21 protein-coding genes and 1 tRNA gene are annotated in these 24,162 nt (G+C 59.2%); 4 read left to right on the forward strand and 18 right to left on the reverse strand.

Features of this window, described 5'->3' with window-relative positions:
• Window positions 1-86 precede the first annotated feature (86 nt).
• The 7 genes from cmk to nhaA form a co-directional block, all read right to left on the reverse strand.
• Window positions 87-773 (reverse strand): (d)CMP kinase, encoded by a 687-nt coding sequence (gene cmk / locus BN1079_RS06025; protein ID WP_037023026.1) that lies wholly within the window; start codon window positions 771-773, stop codon window positions 87-89.
• On the reverse strand, window positions 770-2,992 hold the full coding sequence (locus tag BN1079_RS06030) for a bifunctional prephenate dehydrogenase/3-phosphoshikimate 1-carboxyvinyltransferase (RefSeq protein ID WP_037023027.1): 2,223 nt from the start codon (window positions 2,990-2,992) through the stop codon (window positions 770-772). Before BN1079_RS06030 ends, cmk begins: the two co-directional genes overlap by 4 nt.
• Before the next feature lie 14 nt (window positions 2,993-3,006).
• Entirely contained in the window at window positions 3,007-4,116 is a 1,110-nt protein-coding gene (hisC, locus tag BN1079_RS06035) for a histidinol-phosphate transaminase (RefSeq protein WP_037023028.1), read from the reverse strand.
• A 72-nt stretch (window positions 4,117-4,188) separates the two neighbouring features.
• Window positions 4,189-5,286, reverse strand: a complete 1,098-nt coding sequence (pheA, locus tag BN1079_RS06040; RefSeq protein ID WP_037023031.1) for a prephenate dehydratase — start codon at window positions 5,284-5,286, stop codon at window positions 4,189-4,191.
• Window positions 5,286-6,371: a 3-phosphoserine/phosphohydroxythreonine transaminase gene (gene serC, locus BN1079_RS06045; protein WP_037023032.1), complete on the reverse strand. Its 1,086-nt coding sequence runs from the start codon at window positions 6,369-6,371 to the stop codon at window positions 5,286-5,288. Before serC ends, pheA begins: the two co-directional genes overlap by 1 nt.
• 126 nt (window positions 6,372-6,497) lie before the next feature.
• A complete protein-coding gene (gene gyrA / locus BN1079_RS06050) occupies window positions 6,498-9,302 on the reverse strand; it encodes a DNA gyrase subunit A (protein WP_037023034.1) in 2,805 nt (934 codons plus the stop codon).
• Between the two features lie 457 nt (window positions 9,303-9,759).
• Window positions 9,760-11,130: a Na+/H+ antiporter NhaA gene (nhaA, locus tag BN1079_RS06055; protein ID WP_037023035.1), complete on the reverse strand. Its 1,371-nt coding sequence runs from the start codon at window positions 11,128-11,130 to the stop codon at window positions 9,760-9,762.
• A gap of 603 nt (window positions 11,131-11,733) precedes the next feature.
• Between nhaA and dusA the strand changes: the two genes are divergently transcribed.
• Entirely contained in the window at window positions 11,734-12,744 is a 1,011-nt protein-coding gene (gene dusA / locus BN1079_RS06060) for a tRNA dihydrouridine(20/20a) synthase DusA (protein WP_074436827.1), read from the forward strand.
• A gap of 144 nt (window positions 12,745-12,888) precedes the next feature.
• Window positions 12,889-13,815 carry a transaldolase gene (gene tal / locus BN1079_RS06065; protein WP_037023037.1) on the forward strand — a complete coding sequence of 309 codons (927 nt, stop codon included), beginning with the start codon at window positions 12,889-12,891 and terminating at the stop codon, window positions 13,813-13,815.
• Window positions 13,816-13,885: 70 nt separating this feature from the next.
• Here the strand turns inward: tal and rssC are convergent, their stop codons facing one another.
• Window positions 13,886-14,368 (reverse strand): anti-sigma factor antagonist RssC, encoded by a 483-nt coding sequence (gene rssC, locus BN1079_RS06070; protein ID WP_037023039.1) that lies wholly within the window; start codon window positions 14,366-14,368, stop codon window positions 13,886-13,888.
• Window positions 14,365-15,549 (reverse strand): two-component system response regulator RssB, encoded by a 1,185-nt coding sequence (gene rssB / locus BN1079_RS06075; RefSeq protein ID WP_037023041.1) that lies wholly within the window; start codon window positions 15,547-15,549, stop codon window positions 14,365-14,367. Before rssB ends, rssC begins: the two co-directional genes overlap by 4 nt.
• A gap of 206 nt (window positions 15,550-15,755) precedes the next feature.
• Here rssB and BN1079_RS06080 point away from each other — a divergent pair, with 206 nt between their 5' ends.
• Entirely contained in the window at window positions 15,756-16,055 is a 300-nt protein-coding gene (locus BN1079_RS06080) for a PilZ domain-containing protein (RefSeq protein WP_037023042.1), read from the forward strand.
• Window positions 16,056-16,073: 18 nt separating this feature from the next.
• Here BN1079_RS06080 and BN1079_RS06085 read toward each other — a convergent pair whose 3' ends face one another.
• Window positions 16,074-16,775 carry an MlaA family lipoprotein gene (locus BN1079_RS06085; protein WP_037023043.1) on the reverse strand — a complete coding sequence of 234 codons (702 nt, stop codon included), beginning with the start codon at window positions 16,773-16,775 and terminating at the stop codon, window positions 16,074-16,076.
• A 177-nt stretch (window positions 16,776-16,952) separates the two neighbouring features.
• Here BN1079_RS06085 and BN1079_RS06090 point away from each other — a divergent pair, with 177 nt between their 5' ends.
• The gene (locus tag BN1079_RS06090) at window positions 16,953-17,219 is read left to right on the forward strand and encodes a DUF4404 family protein (protein WP_037023044.1); all 267 of its coding nucleotides are present in this window, start codon (window positions 16,953-16,955) and stop codon (window positions 17,217-17,219) included.
• 59 nt (window positions 17,220-17,278) lie between these two features.
• Here BN1079_RS06090 and queF read toward each other — a convergent pair whose 3' ends face one another.
• From queF to gacA, 8 genes are all read right to left on the reverse strand, one after another.
• Window positions 17,279-18,109, reverse strand: a complete 831-nt coding sequence (queF, locus tag BN1079_RS06095; protein ID WP_037023045.1) for an NADPH-dependent 7-cyano-7-deazaguanine reductase QueF — start codon at window positions 18,107-18,109, stop codon at window positions 17,279-17,281.
• 125 nt (window positions 18,110-18,234) lie between these two features.
• Complete coding sequence (locus BN1079_RS06100; protein ID WP_037023046.1) at window positions 18,235-19,014, reverse strand: ABC transporter permease; 780 nt, start codon at window positions 19,012-19,014, stop codon at window positions 18,235-18,237.
• The gene (locus BN1079_RS06105) at window positions 19,011-19,940 is read right to left on the reverse strand and encodes an ABC transporter ATP-binding protein (RefSeq protein WP_037023048.1); all 930 of its coding nucleotides are present in this window, start codon (window positions 19,938-19,940) and stop codon (window positions 19,011-19,013) included. The genes BN1079_RS06100 and BN1079_RS06105 overlap by 4 nt, the downstream gene beginning before the upstream one ends.
• A 301-nt stretch (window positions 19,941-20,241) precedes the next feature.
• Window positions 20,242-20,649 carry a PA2817 family protein gene (locus BN1079_RS06110; RefSeq protein ID WP_037023050.1) on the reverse strand — a complete coding sequence of 136 codons (408 nt, stop codon included), beginning with the start codon at window positions 20,647-20,649 and terminating at the stop codon, window positions 20,242-20,244.
• Between the two features lie 246 nt (window positions 20,650-20,895).
• Window positions 20,896-20,971 (reverse strand) — tRNA-Gly (locus BN1079_RS06115).
• Between the two features lie 68 nt (window positions 20,972-21,039).
• On the reverse strand, window positions 21,040-21,597 hold the full coding sequence (gene pgsA, locus BN1079_RS06120; RefSeq protein ID WP_037023052.1) for a CDP-diacylglycerol--glycerol-3-phosphate 3-phosphatidyltransferase: 558 nt from the start codon (window positions 21,595-21,597) through the stop codon (window positions 21,040-21,042).
• Window positions 21,598-21,630: 33 nt separating this feature from the next.
• A complete protein-coding gene (gene uvrC / locus BN1079_RS06125; protein ID WP_074436828.1) occupies window positions 21,631-23,451 on the reverse strand; it encodes an excinuclease ABC subunit UvrC in 1,821 nt (606 codons plus the stop codon).
• Window positions 23,451-24,095 carry a response regulator transcription factor GacA gene (gacA, locus tag BN1079_RS06130; protein WP_037023054.1) on the reverse strand — a complete coding sequence of 215 codons (645 nt, stop codon included), beginning with the start codon at window positions 24,093-24,095 and terminating at the stop codon, window positions 23,451-23,453. Before gacA ends, uvrC begins: the two co-directional genes overlap by 1 nt.
• Window positions 24,096-24,162 lie beyond the last annotated feature (67 nt).

Genomic DNA, 24,162 nt, shown 5'->3' on the forward strand with positions numbered 1-24,162 from the left:
AGGCGTGTGGGACTGGATCTGGTCTCCCACATGCCTCCTTGTAGACAGCCTTTAACGGCTGCTGGGCACCTTTCGGCACCCACTCATCAGGCGAAATCGCGTTTGTCGACTTCGCTCAGAATCTGTCCCAACACCTGCTCGATGGTCAATGCAGTGGAGTCCAGCTGGATGGCATCGTCTGCCGGCTTCAGTGGCGCCACCGCACGTTGGGTATCACGCTCATCGCGCGCCCGTATCTCGTCGAGAAGACTCGCGAGGTTAACATCATCGCCCTTGGCCTTCAACTGCAGGAAGCGCCGACGCGCCCTTTCCTCGGCGCTGGCGGTGAGGAATATCTTTAGCGTAGCATCGGGGAAAACCACTGTTCCCATGTCCCGACCATCGGCAACCAATCCGGGTGCCTCGCGGAAGGCCTTCTGCCTTTGCAGCAGGGCTTCACGCACTGCTGGCAAGGCTGCAACCTGAGAAGCACCGGCACCGACAACCTCATTGCGAATGGCCTCGGTGACTTCTTCGCCTTCCAGCACGATGCGCATGCCGTGCCCAGCCTCAGCCGCGCCGAACTGCACATCCAGATGAGCGGCCAGCGCCTTGAGGCCTTCCTCGTTGGTCAGGTCCACACCATGGTTGCGAGCAGCGAAGGCCAGCAAACGATATAGCGCGCCGGAATCGAGAAAATTCCAACCCAGCTTGCCGGCAAGCAGAGCCGCGACCGTGCCCTTGCCCGAGCCGCTCGGGCCGTCGATGGTAATGACCGGAATCGGATTAATCATGAAGCCTCCTCTACCGCGACCCGCATACCAGCACGCTCGGCCAGCGCGAGGAAATTGGGGAACGAGGTCGCGACGTTGGCGCAATCGTGGATGCGGATCGGCGCGGTGGCACGCAGCGCCGCCACACTGAAGGACATGGCAATGCGATGGTCGCCATGCGCCCAGACCTCACCGCCACCCATGGGGCCGCCTTCAATAACGATGCCATCCGGCGTCGGCTCAGCCTTGACGCCCAGGGTCTGCAGCCCGTCAGCCATGACCTGGATCCGATCCGATTCCTTGACCCGCAACTCCTCGGCACCGCGCAGGACAGTGCGTCCTTCGGCGCAAGCGGCAGCGATGAACAGCACCGGAAACTCATCGATGGCCAACGGCACCAGCGCTTCGGGAATCTCGATGCCCTTGAGCTGCGCGGCACGCACACGAATGTCGGCCACCGGCTCGCCGCCGACTTCACGCTGGTTGAACAGCTCGATATCTGCGCCCATCAGCCTGAGAATATCGATCACACCTGTACGCGTCGGGTTGATGCCAACGTGTTCCAGGGTGACATCCGAGCCTTCCGCGATGCTGGCAGCAACCATGAAGAAGGCTGCCGATGAAATATCGGCCGGGACTTCGATGTGAGCGGCGCTCAGCTTATGCCCCGACTCGACCGCTGCCGTGCTGCCCTGCACCTGAACCGGATAGCCGAAGCCCTGCAGCATGCGCTCGGTATGGTCACGCGTGGGCGCCGGCTCGGTTACCGAGGTCTTGCCTTCGGCATAGAGGCCGGCGAGCAGCAGGCAGGATTTGACCTGAGCGCTGGCCATCGGCATGTCGTAGTGCATGCCGGTCAGTTTCTGGCCGCCACGAATGGTCATTGGCGGACGCCCCTCGGCAGCGGTCTCGATCACCGCGCCCATTTCCCGCAGCGGGTTGGCAACACGATTCATCGGGCGCTTGGTGAGCGAGGCGTCGCCACTCAGCGTGCTATCGAAAGGCTGGGCCGCCAACAGGCCGGCCAGCAGCCGCATCGAGGTACCCGAGTTGCCTAGGTAGATCGGGCCGGGCGGCGCTTGCAGACCATGCAGCCCCACACCATGTACGGTCACGCGCCCCTGATTCGGGCCTTCGATGACCACGCCCATATCACGGAACGCCTGGATGGTAGCCAGCGCGTCTTCGCCCTCGAGAAAGCCTTCGACCTCTGTGGTTCCCTCGGCCAGCGAGCCGAGCATGATCGAACGGTGGGAAATGGATTTGTCGCCTGGCACACGCAACTGGCCAGTCAGGCTGCCGCCGGGGTTGGCGAGGAAGATCAGGTCATTGGAATGCATAACGTCCACATAGGCTCTGCGAGCCAGTATTTTGCTGAAATGTTCCCGGGCAGCTCTGGCGCGCGTGAATACGCCCAGCAGGGTGTGCCCGTCTCCTTCATCGACCGCAGTGCGCAAGGCGTCTAGGTCGCTGCGAAAATCGTCCAGGGTGGCCAGCACTGCTTCGCGATTGGCCAGGAAGATGTCGTGCCACATCACCGGATCACTGCCTGCTATGCGGGTGAAGTCGCGAAAACCGCCAGCAGCATAACGAAAGATCTCCAGATTCTCATGACGTTTGGCCAACGAATCCACCAGCCCGAACGCGAGCAGGTGCGGCAGATGGCTCGTCGCCGCCAATACTTCATCGTGATGGGCGACATCCATATGTTCTACGTCGGCGCCAAGGGCCGTCCACAAGCGGTTGACCAGTGCCAATGCCTGTGTGTCGGTTCCCGCCACAGGTGTCAGGATCACCTTGTGGCGCTGGAACAGAGTGCCGTCAGCTGCCGTCACGCCGCTGCGCTCGGAGCCGGCAATGGGATGGCCAGGCACAAAGCGCGCCGGCATGGCTCCAAATACCCGTGTAGCGCAGCGCACCAGATTGCCCTTGGCGCTGCCGACATCGGTCAAAACCGCATCGCCCAGCTCCAGTTGCGACAACTGTTCCAGCAGCCTCTCCATCGCCAGGATCGGCGCGGCGAGCTGAATCACGTTGGCGCCCCGACAGGCCTCTTCCAAGGTCTCGGCGCAGCGATCAACCACGCCCAGCTCGACGGCCAAACGTCGGCTTTCGGGATTCGGATCGTAGCCGACCACCTCATTGCACAGCCCCAGCCCACGCAGCCCCTTGGCAAAAGAACCACCGATCAGGCCAAGGCCGACAACCACAAGCCGGTCAATGACGGGTTTCTGCTGCACGCGCTCGCCTTGCGTCACTGGTCGAGCACTACGCGCAGAGCATCGAGAAACCGGGCGTTTTCCGCTTCAGTACCGATGGAGACCCGCAGGAATGTCGGCATGTCATAGCCGGCGATGGGTCGAACGATAACCCCCTCACGCAGCAGTCCGGCATTGATCTCGGTCGCATCACGGCCCAGATCCACGGCAAGGAAGTTGCCCCGCGACGGGATCCACTTGAGCCCTAGCTCGCTCAGGCCCTTCTCCAGCTGCGCCATCCCGGCGCGGTTTACCCGACGCCCTTCAGCCAGGTAGGCCTCGTCATCCAGCGCTACACATGCAGCCGTCAACGCCAGGCTGTTGACGTTGAAGGGCTGCCGCACGCGGTTCAATACATCGGCGATACGCGGCGACGAAGCGGCATAACCAACCCGCAGGCCGGCCAGCCCATACGCCTTGCACAGCGTGCGCGAGACCAGCAGGTTCGGGTAGCGGTCCAGATAGTCGAGGCCATTGGGCAGCTCGCCGTCTTCGGCAAATTCGATATAAGCCTCGTCCAGTACCACCAGCACGTGCGCCGGGACACGCTCGAGGAAGTTCTCCAACGCCTGGGGGCCAATCCAGGTACCGGTCGGGTTGTTCGGGTTGGCGATAAAGACCACGCCAGTCTGCTCGTCGATGGCTTCGAGCATGCCGTTGAGGTCGTAACCGTAATCGATGGCGGGCACCACGCGGCTTTCCGCACCTACCGCCTGGGTACAAATCGGATAGGCCGCGAAGGCATGGGCGCTGAAGACCGCATTGCGGCCCGGCGCCAGCCAGCACCGTGCAACCAGATCGATGATGTCGTTGGAGCCGTTACCCAAAGTGATCTGCTCCGGCCGGAGACCGAAACGCTCGGCCAGCTTGGCCTTGAGCTGAAAACCGCTGCCATCGGGGTAGCGGCTCAACTCGGGCAGCTCGGCAGCAATCGCTTCAAGCACGCGGGGATTGGGGCCCAGCGGATTCTCGTTGCTGGCAAGCTTGACGATCCGCGCCGGGTCGATACCCAACTCGCGGGCCAATTCATCAATCGGTTTTCCGGTGACGTAGGGAGACAGTTTCTGCACGCCTGGTACAGCCAGGGCGAGGAAATCACAGGACATAGCTACAAGCCTCAAGCTTCAAGCCGCAAGCAAAAAACCTCACCACTTGAGGCTCGCAGCTTGCGGCTGCTTTTAAAGTACCGCCTTGGGATACGAGCCCAGCACTTTCAGCGCCACGGCTTCGTTGCCGATCTTTTCCAGCACGTCCTTGATCAGCGGATCCTGGTGGTGGCCGATGCAGTCGATGAAGAACACATAGGTCCACTTGCCACTGCGCGACGGCCGCGTTTCGATGCGGGTCAGGTCGATGCCGTTGGCATGGAACGGCATCAGCAGCTCATGCAGGGCGCCCGGCTTGTTGCGCATGGAAACGATGATCGAGGTCTTGTCATCGCCAGTCGGCGGCACTTCCTGGCTGCCGATGATGAGAAAGCGCGTAGAGTTGTCAGGGCGGTCCTCGATCTTCTCTGCCAGCTTGCTCAACCCATACAGCTGCGCCGCCATGTCGCCGGCGATGGCAGCCGAATTCCACTCGCTCTTCACACGCTTGGCGGCGTCGGCGTTGCTTGATACGGCCACGCGCTCTACGTTCGGGTAGTGAGCGTCCAGCCACTTGCGGCACTGGGCCAGGGACTGGGCATGGGAATAGATGCGGGTGATGCGGTCGGTCTTGGTCGTCTCGCCTACCAGCAGGTGATGGTGAATACGCAATTCGACCTCACCGCAGATGACGATGTCATGCTCGAGGAAGCTGTCCAGTGTGTGGTTGACCGCACCTTCGGTGGAGTTCTCCACCGGTACTACGCCAAAGTTCACCGCACCGGCGACCACTTCACGGAACACCTCATCAATTGCCGCCATGGGCTTACTGATCACCGAATGACCAAAATGCTTGAGCGCAGCAGCTTGCGAGAAGGTGCCCTCAGGGCCGAGATAGGCGACCCGTAGCGGCTGCTCAAGAGCCAGGCAGGAGGACATGATTTCGCGGAACAAACGCGCCATTTCCTCGTTGTCCAGCGGCCCTTTGTTCAGCTCCATGATGCGCTTGAGCACCTGCGCCTCGCGCTCGGGGCGATAGAAAATCGCCTCTTCACCCTCGGCCAGCGAAGCCATCTTGACCCGCGCCACATCCTGGGCACAGCGGGCGCGCTCGCTGATCATTTCGAGGATTCGCTCATCCAGGCTGTCGATGCGCAGCCGCAGGGCCTTGAGCTGGTCGGCGTCACTCATCAACCGTGCTCCTTCTCGAACTCGCCCATGTAGGCCACGAGCGCCTCGACAGCATCCAGGCCCACCGCGTTGTAGATGGAGGCACGCATGCCGCCGACCGAGCGATGCCCTTTCAGGTTGAGCAGACCTCGGGCATCGGCGCCGGCCAGGAAGGCCTTATCCAGACGCTCGTCGGCCAGACGGAAAGGCACATTCATCCAGGAACGCGCATTCTCCGAAACCGGGTTGGAGTAGAAATCGCTGGCATCGATAAAGCCGTAGAGCAGCTCCTTCTTCGCCCGGTTACGCTGCTCCATGGCCTCGACGCCGCCCTGCTCCTTCAGCCACTCGAAGACCAGCCCCGAGAGGTACCAGGAGAAGGTCGCTGGCGTGTTGTACATGGAGCCGTTATCCGCCGCGATCTTGTAATCGAGCATGGTCGGGCAGCTTGAACGCGCATTGCCAATCAGGTCTTCGCGCACAATCACCACCACCAGGCCGGACGGACCGATGTTCTTCTGAGCACCGGCGTAGATCAGGCCGAACTGCGAGACATCAATGGGCCGCGAGAGAATGTCTGACGACATGTCCACCACCAAGGGGGTTTCGCCCAGGCTTGGCACCCAGTCAAATTCCAGTCCGCCAATGGTTTCGTTACTGGCGTAATGCAGATAGGCGGCGTTATCGCTCAGCTGCCACTCGTTCTGCCCGGGAATGGCAAAGTAATCGTAAGATTTGGCGCTTGCGGCGACATTGATATTGCCGAAGCGACGGGCCTCTTCAATGCTCTTGCGCGACCAGATGCCGGTATCGACGTAATCGGCGACGCCATCCTCGGGCAGCAGATTCAGCGGAATCTGGGCAAATTGCTGGCTGGCCCCACCCTGCAGGAACAGCACCTTGTAGTTCGATGGAATCGCCAGCAGATCGCGCAGGTCCTGTTCGGCCTTCTCGGCTATCGCCACGTAGGCATCACTGCGATGACTCATTTCCATTACTGAAAGGCCACGACCCTGCCAGTCCAGCAGCTCAGCCTGGGCGCGTTGCAGCACCGCTTCGGGCAGCGCGGCCGGGCCGGCGCAGAAGTTAAAGGCGCGTTTGCTCATCTTCGTTCTCTCAAAAACGGTCGATACCATGTTCGCCGGCCCTCATCCGCTACTCGAGGCCTGCGTTTTCAGTTTTCGGTGTAGAGCGCAAAGCGAGGCCCATAAGGGCCTCGCATACTGGTTGGATCAGTTCTCGTCGTCAGTTGGCACGACATCCGGTGACACGTCACCAGCCCCGCCAAGCAGCTCGTCTTCAGAAGGCTCGGTGCTTATCACGGGCATTTCCTTCTCCAGCGCCTCGCCATCCAGGCTGGCCTCAATGTCTTCCAGCACATCCTCTTCGGAAGGCTCCTGGACACGTTCGAGACTGACCAGATGCTCATTCTTGGCCAACTTGATCAAGGTCACGCCCTGGGTATTACGGCCCAGTGACGACACCTCGTCGACGCGAGTACGCACCAGCGTACCCTGATCGGAGATCAGCATGATCTCCTCGCCAGACTGCACCTGAACCGCACCGACCAGCGGCCCGTTGCGCTCGTTGGTGACCATGGCGATCACGCCCTGGCCACCACGTCCACGGCGTGGGAACTCGTCGATCACGGTGCGCTTGCCATAGCCGTTGAGGCTGGCGGTGAGGATCTGCGCGTTGGGCTCGGGAATCAACATGGAAATCAGGCGCTGGCCTTCCGGCAGACGCATGCCGCGCACGCCACGGGCAGTACGACCCATGGTACGCACGTGCTTTTCCTTGAAGCGGATAACCTTGCCGCCATCGGAGAACAGCATGACTTCGCGAGCACCGTCGGTAATCGCAGCGGCGATCAGGGTGTCCCCTTCTTCCAGGCTAAGCGCAATCAGACCGACGCTACGTGGACGGCTGAACTGCGACAACGGGGTTTTCTTCACTGTGCCCTTGGCAGTTGCCATAAAGATGTAGGTGCCGGTCGGCTCGTCTGCCGACTCGTCGGCCTCTTCGCCATCAAGGGACTCTTCCGCCTCATCGTTTTCGCTGACGATTTCCGCGTCTTCGACGTCATCCTCCTCATGCGACTGCTGACGCGCAGCCTCGAGGTCGATCTGCAGCATCGCGGTGATGTGCTCACCGTCATCCAGCGGCAGCAGGTTCACCAGCGGGCGTCCACGCGAGGTACGCGATGCCTCGGGAATTTCGTAGGTTTTAAGCCAGTACACCTTGCCCTTGCTGGAGAACAACAGCAGCGTGGCGTGGCTATTGGCAACCAGCAGGTGTTCGACGTAATCCTCTTCCTTGACGCCAGTGGCGGCTTTGCCGCGACCACCCCGACGCTGCGCCTGATAGGCCGCCAGCGGCTGCGACTTGGCATAGCCACCATGGGAGATGGTTACCACGCGCTCTTCTTCGGTGATCAAGTCGGCCAGGGTCAGGTCCAGACGTGCTTCAAGAATCTCGGTGCGACGGGCATCGCCGAATTCGGCCTTGACGCCTTCCAGCTCCTCGCAAATGACTTCCATCAGGCGCTCGGGGCTGGTCAGGATGCGGATCAGCTCACCAATCTGGGTCAGGATTTCCTGATACTCGGCCAGCAGCTTTTCATGCTCAAGACCGGTCAGGCGGTGCAGACGCAGATCAAGGATGGCCTGTGCCTGTTCCGGCGACAGGTAGTAACGCCCATCACGCAATCCGTATTGCGGGTCAAGGTCTTCCGGGCGGCACGCATCGGCGCCGGCACGCTCGACCATTCCCTCTACCGCGCTGGATTCCCAAGCGGTGGAGATCAGGGCCTCCTTGGCTTCCGCCGGCGTCGGCGAAGCCTTGATCAGCGCGATGACCGGATCGATATTGGACAGCGCAACCGCCTGACCTTCGAGGATATGACCACGCTCGCGCGCCTTGCGCAGCTCAAACACAGTGCGCCGGGTAACCACTTCACGGCGGTGGCGCACGAAGGCTTCCAGCAGCTCCTTGAGGTTCAGCGTGCGTGGCTGGCCATCGACCAGTGCCACGACGTTGATGCCGAACACGCTCTGCAGCTGGGTTTGGGCATACAGATTATTGAGGATGACCTCCGGCACTTCGCCACGGCGCAGCTCGATGACGACACGCATGCCGTCCTTGTCGGACTCGTCACGCAGCTCGGTAATGCCTTCGAGCTTCTTCTCTTTAACCAACTCGGCGATCTTCTCGATCAGCCGCGCCTTGTTCAGCTGGTACGGCAGCTCGGTGATAACAATCTGCTGGCGGCCACCGACCTTGTCGATGTCCTCAATGGTTGAACGAGCGCGCATATAAATGCGGCCACGCCCGGTGCGGTAGGCCTCAACGATACCGGCACGACCATTGATGATGCCTGCAGTGGGGAAATCCGGACCCGGGATATAGGTCATCAGCTCGTCGACGGTGATATCCGGGTTGGCAATCAGCGCCAGGCAGCCGTCGATGACTTCGCCCAGGTTGTGCGGCGGAATGTTGGTGGCCATGCCCACTGCAATACCGCTGGAACCGTTGACCAGCAGGTTCGGGACCTTGGTCGGCATGACCGCCGGAATCTGCTCGGTGCCATCGTAGTTGGGCACCCAGTCCACGGTTTCCTTGTGCAGGTCAGCCAGCAGCTCATGGGCCAGCTTGGCCATGCGCACTTCGGTATATCGCATGGCCGCGGCACTGTCGCCGTCTACCGAACCGAAGTTGCCCTGGCCATCGACCAGCAGATAGCGCAACGAGAACGGCTGCGCCATCCGGACGATGGTGTCGTACACCGCCGAATCGCCGTGAGGGTGGTATTTACCGATCACATCACCGACCACACGGGCCGATTTCTTGTACGGCTTGTTCCAGTCGTTGCCGAGCTCACTCATGGCAAAAAGCACACGACGGTGCACCGGCTTCAAGCCGTCTCGTGCATCCGGCAGCGCCCGCCCGACGATTACGCTCATGGCGTAATCGAGGTAGGACTGCTTGAGTTCGTCTTCGATATTGACCGGGAGGATTTCTTTGGCCAGTTCGCCCATGGAAGCCTGGTTCCTTGTAGTCAGCAGGGTCCTGCGATTAAGAGCGAGATGGTACCACAAGGCGGCCGCTCGCTGGAGGTAGCGACTGCGTTACAGGCACCAGGCAGCAACGGCATGACGTCAGGCGCTAGTCGAAATTAGCTTCTTTACCTGCGAAACCAGTGCGCCTCCCCCCCTCCTCGACCGGACATCGGCTTATAAATCAGCCCCGCCCTTCTTTACTGGGCCGAACAGGCTAGTGCGGGCCGAATCTACGCAAAGGGTGAGCCCACCAACTCTTTTACACGCAGTTAAAACCAAGACCTTTTTTAAACATCCTGAAGGATAAAAGCCCACTGTAAAAAGCGGTGGTGCTTTTTAAGTTGTGAGAAGCCCCGCCACACAGCTCCTAAGAACTTAAAAAGTTAGTTGCTCGCAACTAATGGGAAATATTAGGCCTGATGCCTTAGCACCCCGGTCAAACCGGGGTGGGTTGTATAATTTGCTTATTTCTGCGCACCAGAATCATCCCGAATATCAGCCCCAGTACAGCCGCAGCGACAGAGCCCAGTAGCACACCCAGTTTGGCAGCGCCTAGAAGATTGGGGTCATTGAAAGCGAGCATTCCGATAAAGATCGACATAGTGAAACCCACGCCCGCAAACAGGCCAAGCAGCCAGATGCCCGCCCAGCTAACGCCAGCCGGCATAGTACACAGCCCCAGTCGCACCATTAGCCAGGTTGCGCCCACAATGCCTAGCGGCTTACCCATTACCAGGCCGGCGATCACGCCGATGGCGACCCACTGGGCACCATCCACATCGAGTTCAATGCCATCCAGCGTGATCCCTGCGTTAGCCAATGCGAAGATCGGCATGATGCCGAACGCAACCCAGGGATGAAGAGCCGTCTGCACGCGAACCACGGGCGGCATCAGCTCGCGCTGGGCAAGACGCAGCTCGCGCAACCGCGCGCACATCTGATCCGTATCACTGCAAACGCTCGAACCGCGCCCGGTGAGATCAGCGACAATACGCAACAGCATATCCATGGGCCGTTCGCGCAGGCGCACCGGCACCACAGGCGTCATCATTCCCAGCACCACTCCAGCCAGGGTTGGGTGAGCCCCTGTCATCAACAGCCCCAGCCAGAGCACCACGCCGGGAATGACATATGCAAAAGCGGTCCCGATCCCCATTTGCTGTAGCGCCAGCACCATGAGAACCCCGACGCCTGCAACCAGAAAGCCACCCATGTTCAGCCCATCGGAATAGAACAGGGCAATAATCAGAATGGCGACAACATCGTCAATGATCGCCAAGGCGAGCAGGAAAATCCGCACATTGCTGGGCACCGAGCGCCCCAGAAGGGCCAGGAGACCTACTGCGAAAGCAATATCCGTTGCGGTGGGAATAGCCCAGCCGTTCTGCCCCGGACTTCCCAGATTCATTGCCATATAGATGATGGCTGGCGCCATCACACCGCCTGCCGCGGCGGCGATCGGCAGCATGGCCTGACGCGGGTTGCTCAGCGAGCCCTCATGGATTTCGCGCCTCACCTCCATGCCGACGACAAGAAAGAACACCGTCATCAGCACATCGTTGATCCAGAAATGCAGCGGCTGCGTAAAGCTCAGCTCACCCAAGCCAATGGACAGCGGCATATGCCACAGCGCGTGGTAGGAAGGCGCGAACGCCGTATTGGCCCAGATCATGGCGATACATGCAGCTACCAGCAGAACAATGCCGCTGGCGGCCTGAATGTGCATAAAACGCTCGACGGTGGCGAGAGCGCGCTGGGTAAGAAGCTGGACTCGAGGCAAGTCTTGTACAGAAGACGGGCGGGTCATAATGGCATCTCCCGCGTGGGCGGCCCGACCCACGCAAAACCTGTCCTCTCCCGTAACATCACGGCGACACACCTTGGCATCGAATATAGCCAGATAACATATAGGAGGCCAGCCATGCTGGACTTAAGTATTAAAAGACAGAAAGTATGTTCTGCGTTGCCTTAACAATTCAGCTGAGATCTTGGTAGAAAAAATTAAGGCGAAACCAACTCAGAAAGTGCGAACCAGCCCATCCAAGTTGATCAATAGCCGCTCTGGCTCGTGCGTCTCCAAAGTCTCAACAAACTTGTATTTCTTCATCCAAATGCAGTACGAAAAGCGTTGCAAATACAAAGTATGTTTGTCGAGCCCTACTGGGACGACGAACGAACTCGCCGCGAGTCCCTCTAGCTGTACCGTTTAACAGATAGCGATCGGATCACCGAGCTTCCTGATAAACTGCCACCTTCGCGCCTGATGCAGATCTGCGCGGATAAAATTCGCCTCGTTACGCAGCCACGCCGTTATCCCCTCACTTTGTGCTACATGGGCCGTTCAGGGCCTCCCGGCAGCACGCCCGCGGAGCCGGGATGAAACGCGCGAAATTGAGCAAGTCCAGACCCAATGCTAGAGAACACAGCCTCAAAGCCAGAAGCCAGCCGCACCAGCCCGTCTCGCCTCTTCAGCGTGGCGCCTATGATGGATTGGACTGATAGGCATTGCCGGTACTTCCTGCGTCAACTTTCCCGCAATGCCCTGCTTTACACCGAGATGGTCACCACCGGCGCGTTGATTCATGGCGATGCCACACGCTATCTGGGCCATGACGAAGTGGAGCATCCGCTGGCGCTGCAGCTCGGCGGCAGCGTGCCGGGTGATCTCGCAACCTGCGCCAAGATGGCCGAGCACCATGGTTACGACGAGGTCAACCTGAACGTTGGTTGCCCCAGCGACCGAGTGCAGAACAACATGATCGGCGCCTGCCTGATGGCTCATCCGACGCTGGTAGCCGATTGCGTAAAAGCCATGCGTGATGCAGTTGAAATCGATGTGACGGTAAAGCATCGAATCGGCATCAACGGTCGCGACAGCTATGCCGAGCTGCGTGATTTTGTCGGCCAGGTAGCTGACGCCGGCTGCCGCAGCTTTACCGTACACGCGCGAATCGCCATTCTCGAAGGCCTCTCGCCTAAAGAGAATCGTGAGATCCCACCACTGCGCTACGACGTCGCGGAGCAGTTGAAGACGGACTTCCCCGAACTGGAAATCGTCCTCAACGGAGGCATCAAGACTCTGGACGAATGCGAAGCTCATCTGCAACGCTTCGATGGTGTGATGCTCGGACGTGAGGCCTACCACAACCCCTATCTGCTGGCGCAGGTGGACGCCCGCCTGTTCGGCGAAACCGAGCCAGCCATCAGCCGCGCCGACGCACTGGCACGGATGCGGCCGTACATTCAGCGACACCTGCAGGAAGGCGGTGCGATGCACCATATCACCAGACATATGCTCGGATTGGGCCAGGGCTTTCCGGGTGCCCGACGCTTTCGCCAGCTGCTCTCGGTGGATATCCACAAGTGCGAAGACCCACTGGCGCTGTTGGATCAGGCAGGCAGCCTGCTGGAAGGCCGCTGAACTGGCGCCTATAAAGTTGTACCGCTGAAACATGCACCGTTGTAAAAAGGAACACGCGGGACCCTTTCCGATCCAATTGAAGCCCTCCTGGCCCGCCGTTTGCGCCTCGACCAGGTTATGCCACTCAGAAGACAGAGCGCCCACATGACATCCAAGCTGGAACAACTCAAGCAGTTCACCACAGTCGTCGCCGATACTGGCGACATCGACGCAATCGCCAACCTGCAACCGGTCGACGCTACCACCAACCCGTCGCTGCTGCTCAAGGCGGCCGCCTTGCCTCGCTACGCCGACCATCTGCAGACAGCCATGTCACGCTGCGGCGGGGATATCGGGCTGGGCTGTGACCTGTTCGCGGTCGCGGTCGGCGGCGAGATACTCAAGCTGATCCCTGGACGCATCTCGACGGAAGTCGATGCCCGGCTTTCCTTTGATAGCCAGGCGATGGTGCAGCGCGGCGAACGCCTGATCGAACTCTACGAACAGGCTGGCATTGCCCGCGAGCGCGTGCTGATCAAGCTGGCGTCTACCTGGGAAGGCATTCGCGCAGCCGAACAACTGGAAAAGGCCGGGATCCAGACCAACCTCACCCTGCTGTTCTCCTTCACCCAGGCCGTCGCCTGCGCCGAGGCCGGCGTGTTCCTGATCTCGCCGTTCGTAGGGCGCATCTACGACTGGTACAAGAAACACGAAGGCCGCGATTACACCGGCGCTGAAGACCCTGGCGTGCAGTCGGCCAGCCGCATCTATGACTACTACAAGGCCCATGACTACAAAACGGTGGTAATGGGGGCGAGCTTCCGCAATATCGGGCAAATCGAAGCGCTGGCCGGCTGCGACCGCCTGACCATCAGCCCCGAACTCCTCGGTCAACTGGCCCAGGCTGAAGGCGCGCTACCGCGCCAGCTGCAGCCGGGCCGTGCATCCGAGCCACGTCAGTCAATGGACGAAAAAACGTTCCGCTGGGGTCTGAATGAAGATGCCATGGCGACCGAAAAACTGGCCGAGGGCATTCGTCAGTTCGCCCGGGATCAGGAAAAGCTTGAGGCCCTGCTTCATGCCAAGCGCTGACAAAAAGGCAAGACGAGGCCGTTACTGCAATCCATTGCCAACATAGAGGATTGTTTGGCGGCCTGGTAGGTCAGGAACGCTCCAATGCCATCACCAGATCCCGAAAGGCTTCGCGGTTGGAATCATTGAGGCTCATCAGAATGCGGTGAGCCTCAAGTACCTTGGCCTTTACCACTTCCTCGGATTGATCCTGGTTCGGCAAATCTGCCAGCTGCTCGGGTGTTTGCAGTGGCTGGTCGACAATATTGAATACCTGATCGAAGCCCATCGAATGCAGCAGACGGGTGATATCCGGATGCGTGGTGACCAGGGTTGGCAGCAGGCCGACCTTCTGCCTGGAGAGGATTGAAAGCTTGGCCAGCAGACCAAGGGTGGTGCTGTCGATGCTGCAGCTCTCCGTCAGGTCGATGACGATCGAGGAGAAATTCAGCGATGAGAAGATCTGATCGATGGTCGCATCCAGTGCTGAACACAGCGTCAGACGAATTTCGCCGACGAACTTGAGGACGAAGGTGCCGTCCTGCTCGGCGAACTGGATTTTACCGGTGCTCATGCCAGATTCCTGCTCAATACCAGTAATGCGATGTCATCAGGCATATCGCCCAGCTCGGCCAGACCGAATGCCCGACGGAGGCCATCAAGAGTACCGCCCGCCTCAGAAACCAGCTGGGGCAACCGCGTCTCTTTATCTTTGAGGGTATCCCCTGGCAAAAGGTCCAGAATGCCATCCGACAGGAGCGTCAGACTGAAGGACTCAGGCAGGTCAATTTCATGGTTATCGTAGGTGGCCTCGACAAAGAGCCCCACTGGCAGCCCTCGCCCCTCAAGGTATCGAGCCGAACCGCCTGTATAGAGCACCGGCAACGGCAGGTGCCCGCCAATGCTGTAGTGCAGCTGGTTGCGCTTCTGATCGATGATCCCACCGAGCATGGTGACGTGCTTGCCCAGCTTGCAGTTGATCAGCCCGCGATTGATGTGGTCGAGCACTTCCGAGGGTTTAAACTCGCGCAACATGCCGCCACGGCGCGATTCGTACAGCAGCCGTGTGGTCATGAACTTCAGCAGCACCGTGACGAAAGCCGACGAGGCACCATGGCCGGAGACGTCGGCCAGGTAAAAGCCGATGCGGTGATCGTCGATTCGAAAGTAGTCGACAAAGTCCCCGGAGAGGTACAGGGAAGGAATGATCTGATGGTCGAAATGATATTCGTCCAGTGTGCAAGGCGTGGCCGGCAGCATGTTCATCTGCACCTGGCGGCCAGCATCCTGATCTTCCTGCAGCAGATGCAAGCTGGCCTGAAGGTCACGATTGGCGGTTTCCAGCTGCTCTCGATAGCGACGGTTTTCCAGACGCAATCGGGAACGGTCCAGCGCTCGTCGAACCGCATGTTCGAGCATTGCCAGATCTTCAAGGGGTTTTATCAGGTAATCAGCAGCACCCAGGCGCAGCGCCTCAACCGCATCACTCATGACACCGGCGCCTGACACGACGATAACCGGAAGATCGGCCTGACGCTCGCTGATCAGCCGGATCAGCTCCAGGCCGTCCATTTGCGGCATACGCAGGTCGCAAATCACCAGGTCGGGCTGCTCGGCGTCAAACAGCTCCAATCCTTGCGGTCCGTTCTGCGCCTGCAAGACCTTGAAACCGCTGTCATCCAGGTAGGCAGCCAGGCTGGCCCGTACTACGTCGTCGTCATCTATGATCAGTAGCGTCGTGCTTGGGTTTTGCATGTTCCTACCAGGCTATATCGCCGACTTCCGGCGACCGCATCGGCCCAGCTCAAACGCTAGGCAAAAGGGATCTTTTATCAAGGCGCAGACGGTACTCCCATACGACATGCGTTTCAAGCAGGGCGCAACACCCCCGCTTAGGCTTTACAGGCCCGAATGACGGGGGCTATAACGGCCTAGCACACCTCATTTCAAAGGATGGATATATGACCCAGAGTGACCGCTACTACAGCGAAAAACGCGACTTCATCCGCATGCAGGTTGAAACGGTTGTGAGCCTCACCCATGGTGGACAGACTTGCAGCGGCGTCTGCCTGGACCTTTCCAGCACCGGCATGCAGGTCCTGGCGGATACTTCCCTACAACTGGGTGACAAGGTTCAGATCCATATCCCGTCTTCACACAGCGAACTGCAGGGGCTGGATGCTACGACCGAAGTCGTGCGGGTCGGTACGCACGAGGATGGCCGCCAGACACTCGGACTGGCCATCCTGGCCATGAGCTAATCAGAAATTTACTGCCGACTAGAAGTCGTCTTCGACCTGCCCGTCCATGGTGCGGAATTCGCGATTCTGCAGATAGGCGTTGCGCACGAAGATGTACTTGTCGCCGGTGATCATCCGCTCAGCCGAAAGCAGGCCGGCACGCATATCGACCAGGCTGGCGCCCCGCGTCACGTTACGGGTCGGCACGTGATCCATATAAGGATAGGGCTGTAGAAAGGCATCCGGCACACGCCCAGCGGCGTCACGCACCGTACTCGGCCCAAGCAGCGGCAACACGACGTAAGGGCCGCTGCCTAGGCCCCAAGCACCCAGTGTCTGGCCGAAATCTTCGTCGTTCTTGTGCAACCCCATGCGCGTGGCCACATCGAAGAAACCCAGCAACCCAAAGGTGCTGTTGAACAGAATACGGCTGGTATCGATGCCGGCATCGCGAACCTTGCCCTGCAGCAGGTCGTTGGTCAGCACGACAAAGTCGCCCAGGTTGCTGAACATATTGCCGATGCCATCTTCGAGGAAGTCCGGGGTGACTTTCTGGTAGCCCTTGGCAAGTGGCTTGAGGGTGTAAGCATCAAGGGTGTCGTTGAAACGAAACACCACGCGATTGACACCTTCCCAGGGGTCTTCTTCGGCGGCCTGCACAGATGAGGCGCCAAGAACGGTAAGCGCAGCAAGCAGCGCAACCTTGCAGTGTCCGAACCAGTCCTTGCCAATCACTTGCATGCTGAGCTTCCTCGCTTCCGATGACGTAACCGCCAGTTAGAGACAAGCAGTATAAATCCTTTCCGCCGCTTACAGCAGCCAGCGGATATGACGCGGGCTCTCGATGTCAAAGGGACAGACAAGCCCATATCACAGGCATATCCTGTCGATATCCACCAGGCCACACGAGGAAGCATCATGCCGGAACATGACTTGCAGTCACAGCTTGCGGAGCTGCGTAGCCAACTGGCCCAGGACGCACCGCTGAGTGAAGAAGAACGCGCCGCACTGCATACCATCGCGCAGGATATCGAATTGCGCCTGGCCAACCAGGGCATAGTCGATCAGAACGACTCGCTGGTTGATGGGGTCCATTTGGCGGTGGAACGCTTTGAGGTCAGCCATCCGAACACCGCCATGACGCTGCGAAACATCATGCAGACGCTGGCCAACATGGGTATTTGAAAGCAAAGTTGCCAGAAGCAGCTGGAGGCCGAAACGCGCCTCCAGCCTGCTTATTGCACTCACTGCCTGACGAGGCGCCGGTTGTCTGCCACCAAGGGCTCGGTGCTGCGATAAGGATTGATATCCAATCCGCCACGACGCAAATAGCGCGCATAGACAGTCAGCCGCTCCGGCTTGAGAAGGCGCTGAAGATCCAGAAAGATTCGTTCCACGCACTGCTCGTGGAAGTCGGCATGCTGACGAAAGCTCACCAGATACGCCAGCAGGCTAGCCGAGTCCAGCGCAGCCCCGCGGTAGTCGACCACCAGCGAACCCCAATCCGGCTGCCCAGTCACCGGACAGTTGGACCTGAGCAAATGACTGTGAACACAGTCCTCTACCTGGCGCCCGGCATCGCACCGCAACAGATCGGTCTGGGGCGCATCGTAGTCCTTGATGGTTACCTCAAGATCATCGATGCAGCGACCCGGCAAGGGCGCCACGCCTTCTGCTGCCACCTCATCCAGCGTACGCAGCCGTACCTCGACCTCCTTGCCGGCTGCTGCCGACAGGTCCTTCACCATCACAGCCTGCAGCGCCTCATGACTGTCGAAGACCGATTGGTTCAGCGAGTTGAGATAGAGCTTGAAGGACTTGGACTCGATGATGTTCGGCGAGTCGGCAGGAATTCTGAACTCTCCGATGGCCACCACCGGCTTGCCTGATGGCAGCAGCCAGGACAACTCGTAGCAATTCCAGATATCGACGCCCTGATAGGGCAACGTTTCGGCCGTCAAACCCAGCTCGGCCCATTTGGGTGCGCGCGGTATCGGAAACAGCTGCTCGGGACTGTACGTCGCGACATAGGCGCTGGACTTGCCCAGCGGTGAAAGTTCGGCAGGATGCTGCATGGAAAAACCTAAAGAGCTTGAAAGTGAAACGCTGCGCAGTCTAACAGCGCACTGAAAAACTATCTGCGCCAGCCAGCCGGGAGCCTCGCCGCCTCGATTGCCGAGGCGGCCGGAGCGCACCTGGCTTACTGACGCATGCCGCGACCGCTTATCAACAGGCGAATGCACCACAGGTACAGCACTACTGCTGCAGCCGCCATAAACGCGATTGCAATGCCGATGCTGATATCCGAAACCCCGAGGATGCCGTAACGGAACGCGTTGACCATATGCAACACCGGGTTGGCCAGCGACAACGTCTGCCAGAACGGCGACAGCAGGTTGATCGAATAGAACACCCCTCCCAGATATGTCAGAGGCGTGAGCACGAAGGTCGGAATGATGGAAATATCGTCGAAGTTGCGTGCAAAGATCGCATTCAAAAAACCGCCGAAAGCGAAGATCGCCGACGTCAGAGTTATCACCAGCAGCGTGACCCCCAGGTGATGCACCTGCAGATTGGTGAAGAACAACGACAACAAGGTGACGATCAACGCCACCGCCAAGCCACGGGTGATGCCGCCCAACGCGAAGCCAATCAGGATCACATGGGGCGAAACCGGCGACACCAGCAGCTCCTCGATAGATCGCTGGAACTTGCTGCTGAAGAAGCTGGAAACCACGTTGCTGTAGGAGTTGGTAATCACCGACATCATGATCAAACCCGGCACGATGTAGTCGATGTAGCTGAAACCATCCATCTCGCCTATTCGTGTGCCGATCAGATTGCCGAAGATGACGAAGTACAGAACCATGGTGATCGCCGGCGGCAGCAGGGTCTGCGGCCAGATCCGCATGTAGCGGCGGACCTCCCGGCGCACGATGGTCTGCAGCGCAACCAGGTTGGCCCGAAATTCCGTACTCATTTGGCCTCCTTCAGATTGCTCTCAACCATCGAAACGAACAGTTCCTCCAGCCGGTTGGTTTTGTTGCGCAGGCTTACCACCTCGATGCCCTGCGCCGACAACAGGCGAAACAGGTCAGTGACGCCCTGACTCTTGTCCACCTGCACCTCGAGAGTATGGTGATCCACCAGCTTGGCCGGATACCCGCCAAGCTCCGGCGGCACCAGCAGCGATTCCTTCAGGTCGAGCAGGAAGGTTTCCACATGCAGCTGCTTGAGCAGCTCACGCATGCTGGTGTTCTTGACGATCTGGCCGTGGTCGATGATGCCGATATTGCGGCACAGCTGCTCGGCCTCTTCCAGATAGTGCGTGGTGAGAATGATGGTGATTCCCTCACGATTCAGCTCGGTCAGAAAAGACCACATGGAGCGGCGCAACTCGATATCGACGCCAGCAGTGGGCTCATCGAGAATCAGCAGACGCGGCTGATGGATCAGCGCTCGAGCGATCATCAGGCGTCGCTTCATGCCGCCCGAGAGCATCCGCGAGGAGACGTCACGCTTGTCCCAGAGCCCGAGCTGATTGAGATAACGCTCGGCCCGCTCCTTGGCGATCTTCGCCGGGATGCCGTAGTAACCGGCCTGGGTAACGAGGATATCGAAGGCTTTCTCGAACTGGTTGAAGTTGAATTCCTGCGGCACTACGCCGAGGCAGCGCTTGAGCCCCGCAGGATCTCGATCCAGATCGTGACCGAAGACACTCACCGTGCCGCCAGTCTTGTTTACCAGTGTCGACAGGATGCCGATGGTGGTGGATTTACCGGCACCGTTAGGTCCCAGCAGCGCATAGAAATCTCCCTCGGCCACATCCAGGTCGATGCCCTTGAGGGCCTGAAAGCCGTTGCCGTAGGTTTTGGTCAGCTGCCGAATGGACAGAGCATTACTCATAGAGATGCACACAACGCGGAATATGAAGGCCTGAAGCGGCCGATTTGTTCGCCATCTAGGCGAATCGGGGGAAGAAATAGATAAGGGCGCGCCCAAGCTTTTTCAACCAGGGCGCCCGCGCCGGTCTTGACCAGCCGGAAGCGGGCCGCGTCAGCCGGAACTGGCCCGTTAAATCACCCTGGCGAAACAGGACGCAGGTTACTGACGGCCAAGCCCCCAGAGATTGCGCCTACACCCTACATCAATGCCCCGGCGGGGCCTGACTCACCTACTGCCCGTCACCGCCCTTTAGAACAGCCTGTCAGTGCCTCGCACCCTGATCAGGCATGGTAAGAAGCTGTCGCTCCATATTCCAGTCAAACGGCTCACCGTTGCTTTCAGCCTCGTAGCGGCGCTCCTCCAGCTGCTGGAAGATCTCGATCTCTTCATCCGGCATGAAATGCAGGCAGTCGCCGCCAAAGAACCACAGAAGGTCGCGCGGAACCAGGTGTGCGATCTGAGGATAACGATGGAAGACCTGGCAGATCAGGTCCTGCCCCAGATGCCGCTCTTCCGGAATGTTCCGAAGATTCACCACCAGTTCATCAAAACGTTCGAGGAATAGCGCGTGACTCTCTTCAGAAACCTGCCCGGTCTCCCCCATAGCGAGCAGAATGCCGCGCAGATGGGCCAGGAGTGCCAGGTTATGATCGTGATATGCGTTGGCCATGCTTCACCTGTCTTGATGTGGGCACGCGATTATAGATGCGCGTGCCGGCGAGTGGGACTTGTCTGGTTGACTCATGGACATGGCCTGGGTTCGCCGACGCGCGCCCTGATCCACGAGAAATCGCCGATCAGCATTAAAAGCGTGGATATCAGACGTCTGGCGCCTGAAACAGGGAAACGAAAAAAGGGACCCGAAGGTCCCTTTTTTCAATGATTCAAAAGAATTGGCATCTTCAGAATCTGCATTTGGAGCGGGAAACGAGACTCGAACTCGCGACCCCGACCTTGGCAAGGTCGTGCTCTACCAACTGAGCTATTCCCGCGTTGTCTTGGTGACGGGCGCCATTCTATAGTTTCCGTATCTCCCGTCAAGCCTTTGATTAAGAAAGTTTTATTTTTTTTCTGCCGGGCTGAGGTGGGGCCACGCCGCCATCAGATAATGGACCATCGACCATAGCGTCAAGGCAGCAGCAATGATCAGCAAGGCATAACCGATGCTGACCCACACTGTCATTAACGGCGGGTTGGCCAACAGAATGATCAACGCCACCATTTGTGCGGTAGTTTTCCATTTGCCCAGGTTGGACACCGCGACATGTGCCCTCGCGCCCAACTCGGCCATCCACTCGCGCAAGGCGGAGATGACGATCTCGCGACCGATGATGATCGCTGCGGGCAACGTCAGCCAGAGGTTGGCATGCTCTTCGACAAGCAGTACCAGCGCCACCGCAACCATCAGCTTGTCGGCGACCGGATCGAGAAATGCACCGAAGGGGGTGCTCTGTTTCAAGCGTCGCGCCAGGTATCCATCCAGCCAATCAGTTACCGCGGCAATCGTGAACACTGCGCTGGCGGCCAGATAGCTCCACTTGAAGGGAAGATAGAAGAGCAGGATGATGATCGGTATCAGCAGCACACGCAACACGGTGAGAATGTTTGGAATGTTCATTGATACCAATAGTCCGCAAATTTGAAGGGGATTCTACTCACTGTGCAACGTGGCATAAATCAACTCGGCAAGCTTTTTACTGATACCGGGCGCTTTGGCGATCTCCGGCAAGCTAGCGCGGTTCAATTCCTGCAGCCCGCCAAAATGCTTGAGCAACTCACGCCGCCGCTTCGGCCCGATACCCGGCACATCCTCCAGCGTTGAGGTGGTGCGTGCCTTGCCCCGTCGGGCGCGGTGGCCGGTAATCGCAAAGCGGTGCGCTTCATCACGCACCTGCTGAATCAGATGCAGCGCCGGCGAGTCTCCCGGCAGAGTAAATTCGTGTTCGGCATCGTTGAGGTAGAGCGTTTCCAACCCTGGCTTACGGGTAACGCCCTTGGCCACGCCCAGCAGGATCAAATCGGGCACGGCAAGCTCCTGCAACACCTCACGCGCCATGTTGAGCTGCCCTTTGCCGCCATCGACAAGCAAGACATCAGGCAGCTTACCTACCCCTTCAGCCGCTTTCTTGAAACGCCGCGACAAGGCCTGGTGCATTGCAGCGTAGTCATCGCCAGCCGTAACGCCCTCAATGTTGTAGCGGCGGTAATCCGACTTCAGCGGCCCTTCCGGTCCGAATACCACGCAAGACGCGACAGTGGCCTCGCCGCTGGAATGACTGATATCGAAACACTCCAAGCGCGTTGGCGGCTCATCCAGCTGCAGCGATTCGGCCAGCGCCTGAAAGCGTGCGGCCAGATGCTGCCGGCTCGCCAGTCGAGCACCTAGCGCCTGTTCTGCGTTGGTCAGTGCCAACTGCTGCCAGCGCGCACGCGTGCCGCGCACACGATGGCTGATGACAAGCTCTTCGCCACGCAGCTCGATAAGGGCGCTGATCAGCGTGGCGAAGCCTTCATGGCTGCTATTGACGATCAGCTCGGCCGGCAGTTCCCGCTCCATGGAGCCCAGGTAATACTGTTCAAGGAAGGCCTGCAGTACATCGCTGACACTTTCCTCGATGGCTACCTGAGGAAAGAAGTTCTTGCTCCCCAGCACCCGGCCACCACGCACGCTGATCAGATGGACGCAGGCGCCACCGGGGCTGACCACCGCCGCAACAATATCCACATTGCCGCTGCCTCCTTCCATGCTCTGTTGATCCTGAACACGGCGCAGCAGCGCGATCTGGTCACGAATTTCGGCGGCGCGCTCGAAATCCAGCGCCATCGCGGCGGCTTCCATGCTGCTGGAAAGCTCTTCAGCCAGTGCATTGCTGCGGCCTTCGAGAAACATCACCGAATGGCGTACGTCCTGGGCATATTCCTCCGCATCCACCAGCCCCACACATGGCGCCTTGCAGCGCTTGATCTGATACTGCAGGCAGGGCCGGGTTCGGTTGCGGTAGAAACTGTCTTCACACTGACGAACAAAGAACGCCTTCTGCAGAAGACCCAGGCTCTCGCGGATCGCCCCAGCACTTGGGTATGGACCGAAGTAGCGCCCCAGCTCTTTCTTTGCCCCGCGATGGATGCTCAGACGAGGGAAATCACCGCTGGAAAGAAATACGTAGGGGTAGGACTTATCGTCACGCAGCAGAATGTTGTACGGCGGCCGCCACTGCTTGATCAGCGTCTGCTCCAGCAGCAACGCCTCGGTCTCGTTGGCCGTGATGGTGATTTCGATCTGAGCGATGCGCGCTACCAGCGCCGCTGTCTTCGGCGCTTGCCCGGTCTTGCGGAAGTAGCTCGACAGGCGTTTCTTGAGGTTCTTCGCCTTGCCCACATAGAGCAGCTTGGCCTCGGCATCGAACATCCGGTAGACACCGGGACGCACGCTACATGACGCGAGAAACGCCGAGGAGTCGAACGCGCTCATCAGTTGATGGTGTCGACCATACCGTGACGTACCGCCAGCAGGGCCAGCTCGACGTCACTGGTTATCGACAGCTTTTCATAGATGCGGTAGCGATAGGTATTGACCGTCTTGGGTGACAGGCAAAGCTTGTCTGAGATGGTCTGGACCTTCTGGCAGTTGGAAATCATCAGAGCAATCTGGATTTCCCGTTCCGAAAGCAGATCGAACGGCGAGCCATTGAGCTTTGGCTGGAAGGACTTGAGCGCCAGCTGCTGGGCAATCTGCGGGCTGATGTAGCGTTGCCCGGCAAACACCATGCGTATCGCCTGGACCATTTCCTCCAGCGCCGCACCTTTGGTCAGGTAGCCGGCGGCTCCGGCCTGCAACAGGCGCGTGGGGAACGGGTCTTCCTCGCAGATCGTCACGGCGATGACCTTGATATCCGGATAGCTGCGCAACAACTTTCGAGTGGCTTCAAGCCCGCCGATGCCAGGCATCTTGATGTCCATCAGGACGACATCCGGCTTGAGTTCGCGCGACTTTCTGATGGCCTCCTCGCCCGAGTCAGCCTGGCCTATCACCTGCAAGCCATCGATATCGGCGAGCATCCGGGAAATGCCTGTGCGTACCAGGTCATGGTCATCGACCACTAGCACCCTAATCAATCAGACACCTCATTGATGATATTGAAAGCTCGCTTGCAAGCGTCAGACATTATCAAATAATGCCCCA

The organism is Pseudomonas saudiphocaensis, assembly GCF_000756775.1.
Taxonomy (GTDB): domain Bacteria; phylum Pseudomonadota; class Gammaproteobacteria; order Pseudomonadales; family Pseudomonadaceae; genus Stutzerimonas; species Stutzerimonas saudiphocaensis.

Bases quoted from the DNA above. Each gene is read 5' to 3' on its own strand.
- queF (WP_037023045.1), bottom strand. From the start codon at position 18,109: ATGCAGCATCCTGCCGAACTTTCACCGCTGGGCAAGTCCAGCGCCTAT.
- serC (WP_037023032.1), bottom strand. From the start codon at position 6,371: ATGAGCAAACGCGCCTTTAACTTCTGCGCCGGCCCGGCCGCGCTGCCC.
- tal (WP_037023037.1), top strand. From the start codon at position 12,889: ATGACATCCAAGCTGGAACAACTCAAGCAGTTCACCACAGTCGTCGCC.
- BN1079_RS06080 (WP_037023042.1), top strand. From the start codon at position 15,756: ATGACCCAGAGTGACCGCTACTACAGCGAAAAACGCGACTTCATCCGC.
- hisC (WP_037023028.1), bottom strand. From the start codon at position 4,116: ATGTCCTGTGATTTCCTCGCCCTGGCTGTACCAGGCGTGCAGAAACTG.
- BN1079_RS06100 (WP_037023046.1), bottom strand. From the start codon at position 19,014: ATGAGTACGGAATTTCGGGCCAACCTGGTTGCGCTGCAGACCATCGTG.
- cmk (WP_037023026.1), bottom strand. From the start codon at position 773: ATGATTAATCCGATTCCGGTCATTACCATCGACGGCCCGAGCGGCTCG.
- nhaA (WP_037023035.1), bottom strand. From the start codon at position 11,130: ATGACCCGCCCGTCTTCTGTACAAGACTTGCCTCGAGTCCAGCTTCTT.
- BN1079_RS06085 (WP_037023043.1), bottom strand. From the start codon at position 16,775: ATGCAAGTGATTGGCAAGGACTGGTTCGGACACTGCAAGGTTGCGCTG.
- gyrA (WP_037023034.1), bottom strand. From the start codon at position 9,302: ATGGGCGAACTGGCCAAAGAAATCCTCCCGGTCAATATCGAAGACGAA.
- BN1079_RS06090 (WP_037023044.1), top strand. From the start codon at position 16,953: ATGCCGGAACATGACTTGCAGTCACAGCTTGCGGAGCTGCGTAGCCAA.
- uvrC (WP_074436828.1), bottom strand. From the start codon at position 23,451: ATGAGCGCGTTCGACTCCTCGGCGTTTCTCGCGTCATGTAGCGTGCGT.
- dusA (WP_074436827.1), top strand. From the start codon at position 11,734: ATGCTAGAGAACACAGCCTCAAAGCCAGAAGCCAGCCGCACCAGCCCG.
- BN1079_RS06105 (WP_037023048.1), bottom strand. From the start codon at position 19,940: ATGAGTAATGCTCTGTCCATTCGGCAGCTGACCAAAACCTACGGCAAC.
- rssB (WP_037023041.1), bottom strand. From the start codon at position 15,549: ATGCAAAACCCAAGCACGACGCTACTGATCATAGATGACGACGACGTA.
- pheA (WP_037023031.1), bottom strand. From the start codon at position 5,286: ATGAGTGACGCCGACCAGCTCAAGGCCCTGCGGCTGCGCATCGACAGC.
- BN1079_RS06110 (WP_037023050.1), bottom strand. From the start codon at position 20,649: ATGGCCAACGCATATCACGATCATAACCTGGCACTCCTGGCCCATCTG.
- pgsA (WP_037023052.1), bottom strand. From the start codon at position 21,597: ATGAACATTCCAAACATTCTCACCGTGTTGCGTGTGCTGCTGATACCG.
- rssC (WP_037023039.1), bottom strand. From the start codon at position 14,368: ATGAGCACCGGTAAAATCCAGTTCGCCGAGCAGGACGGCACCTTCGTC.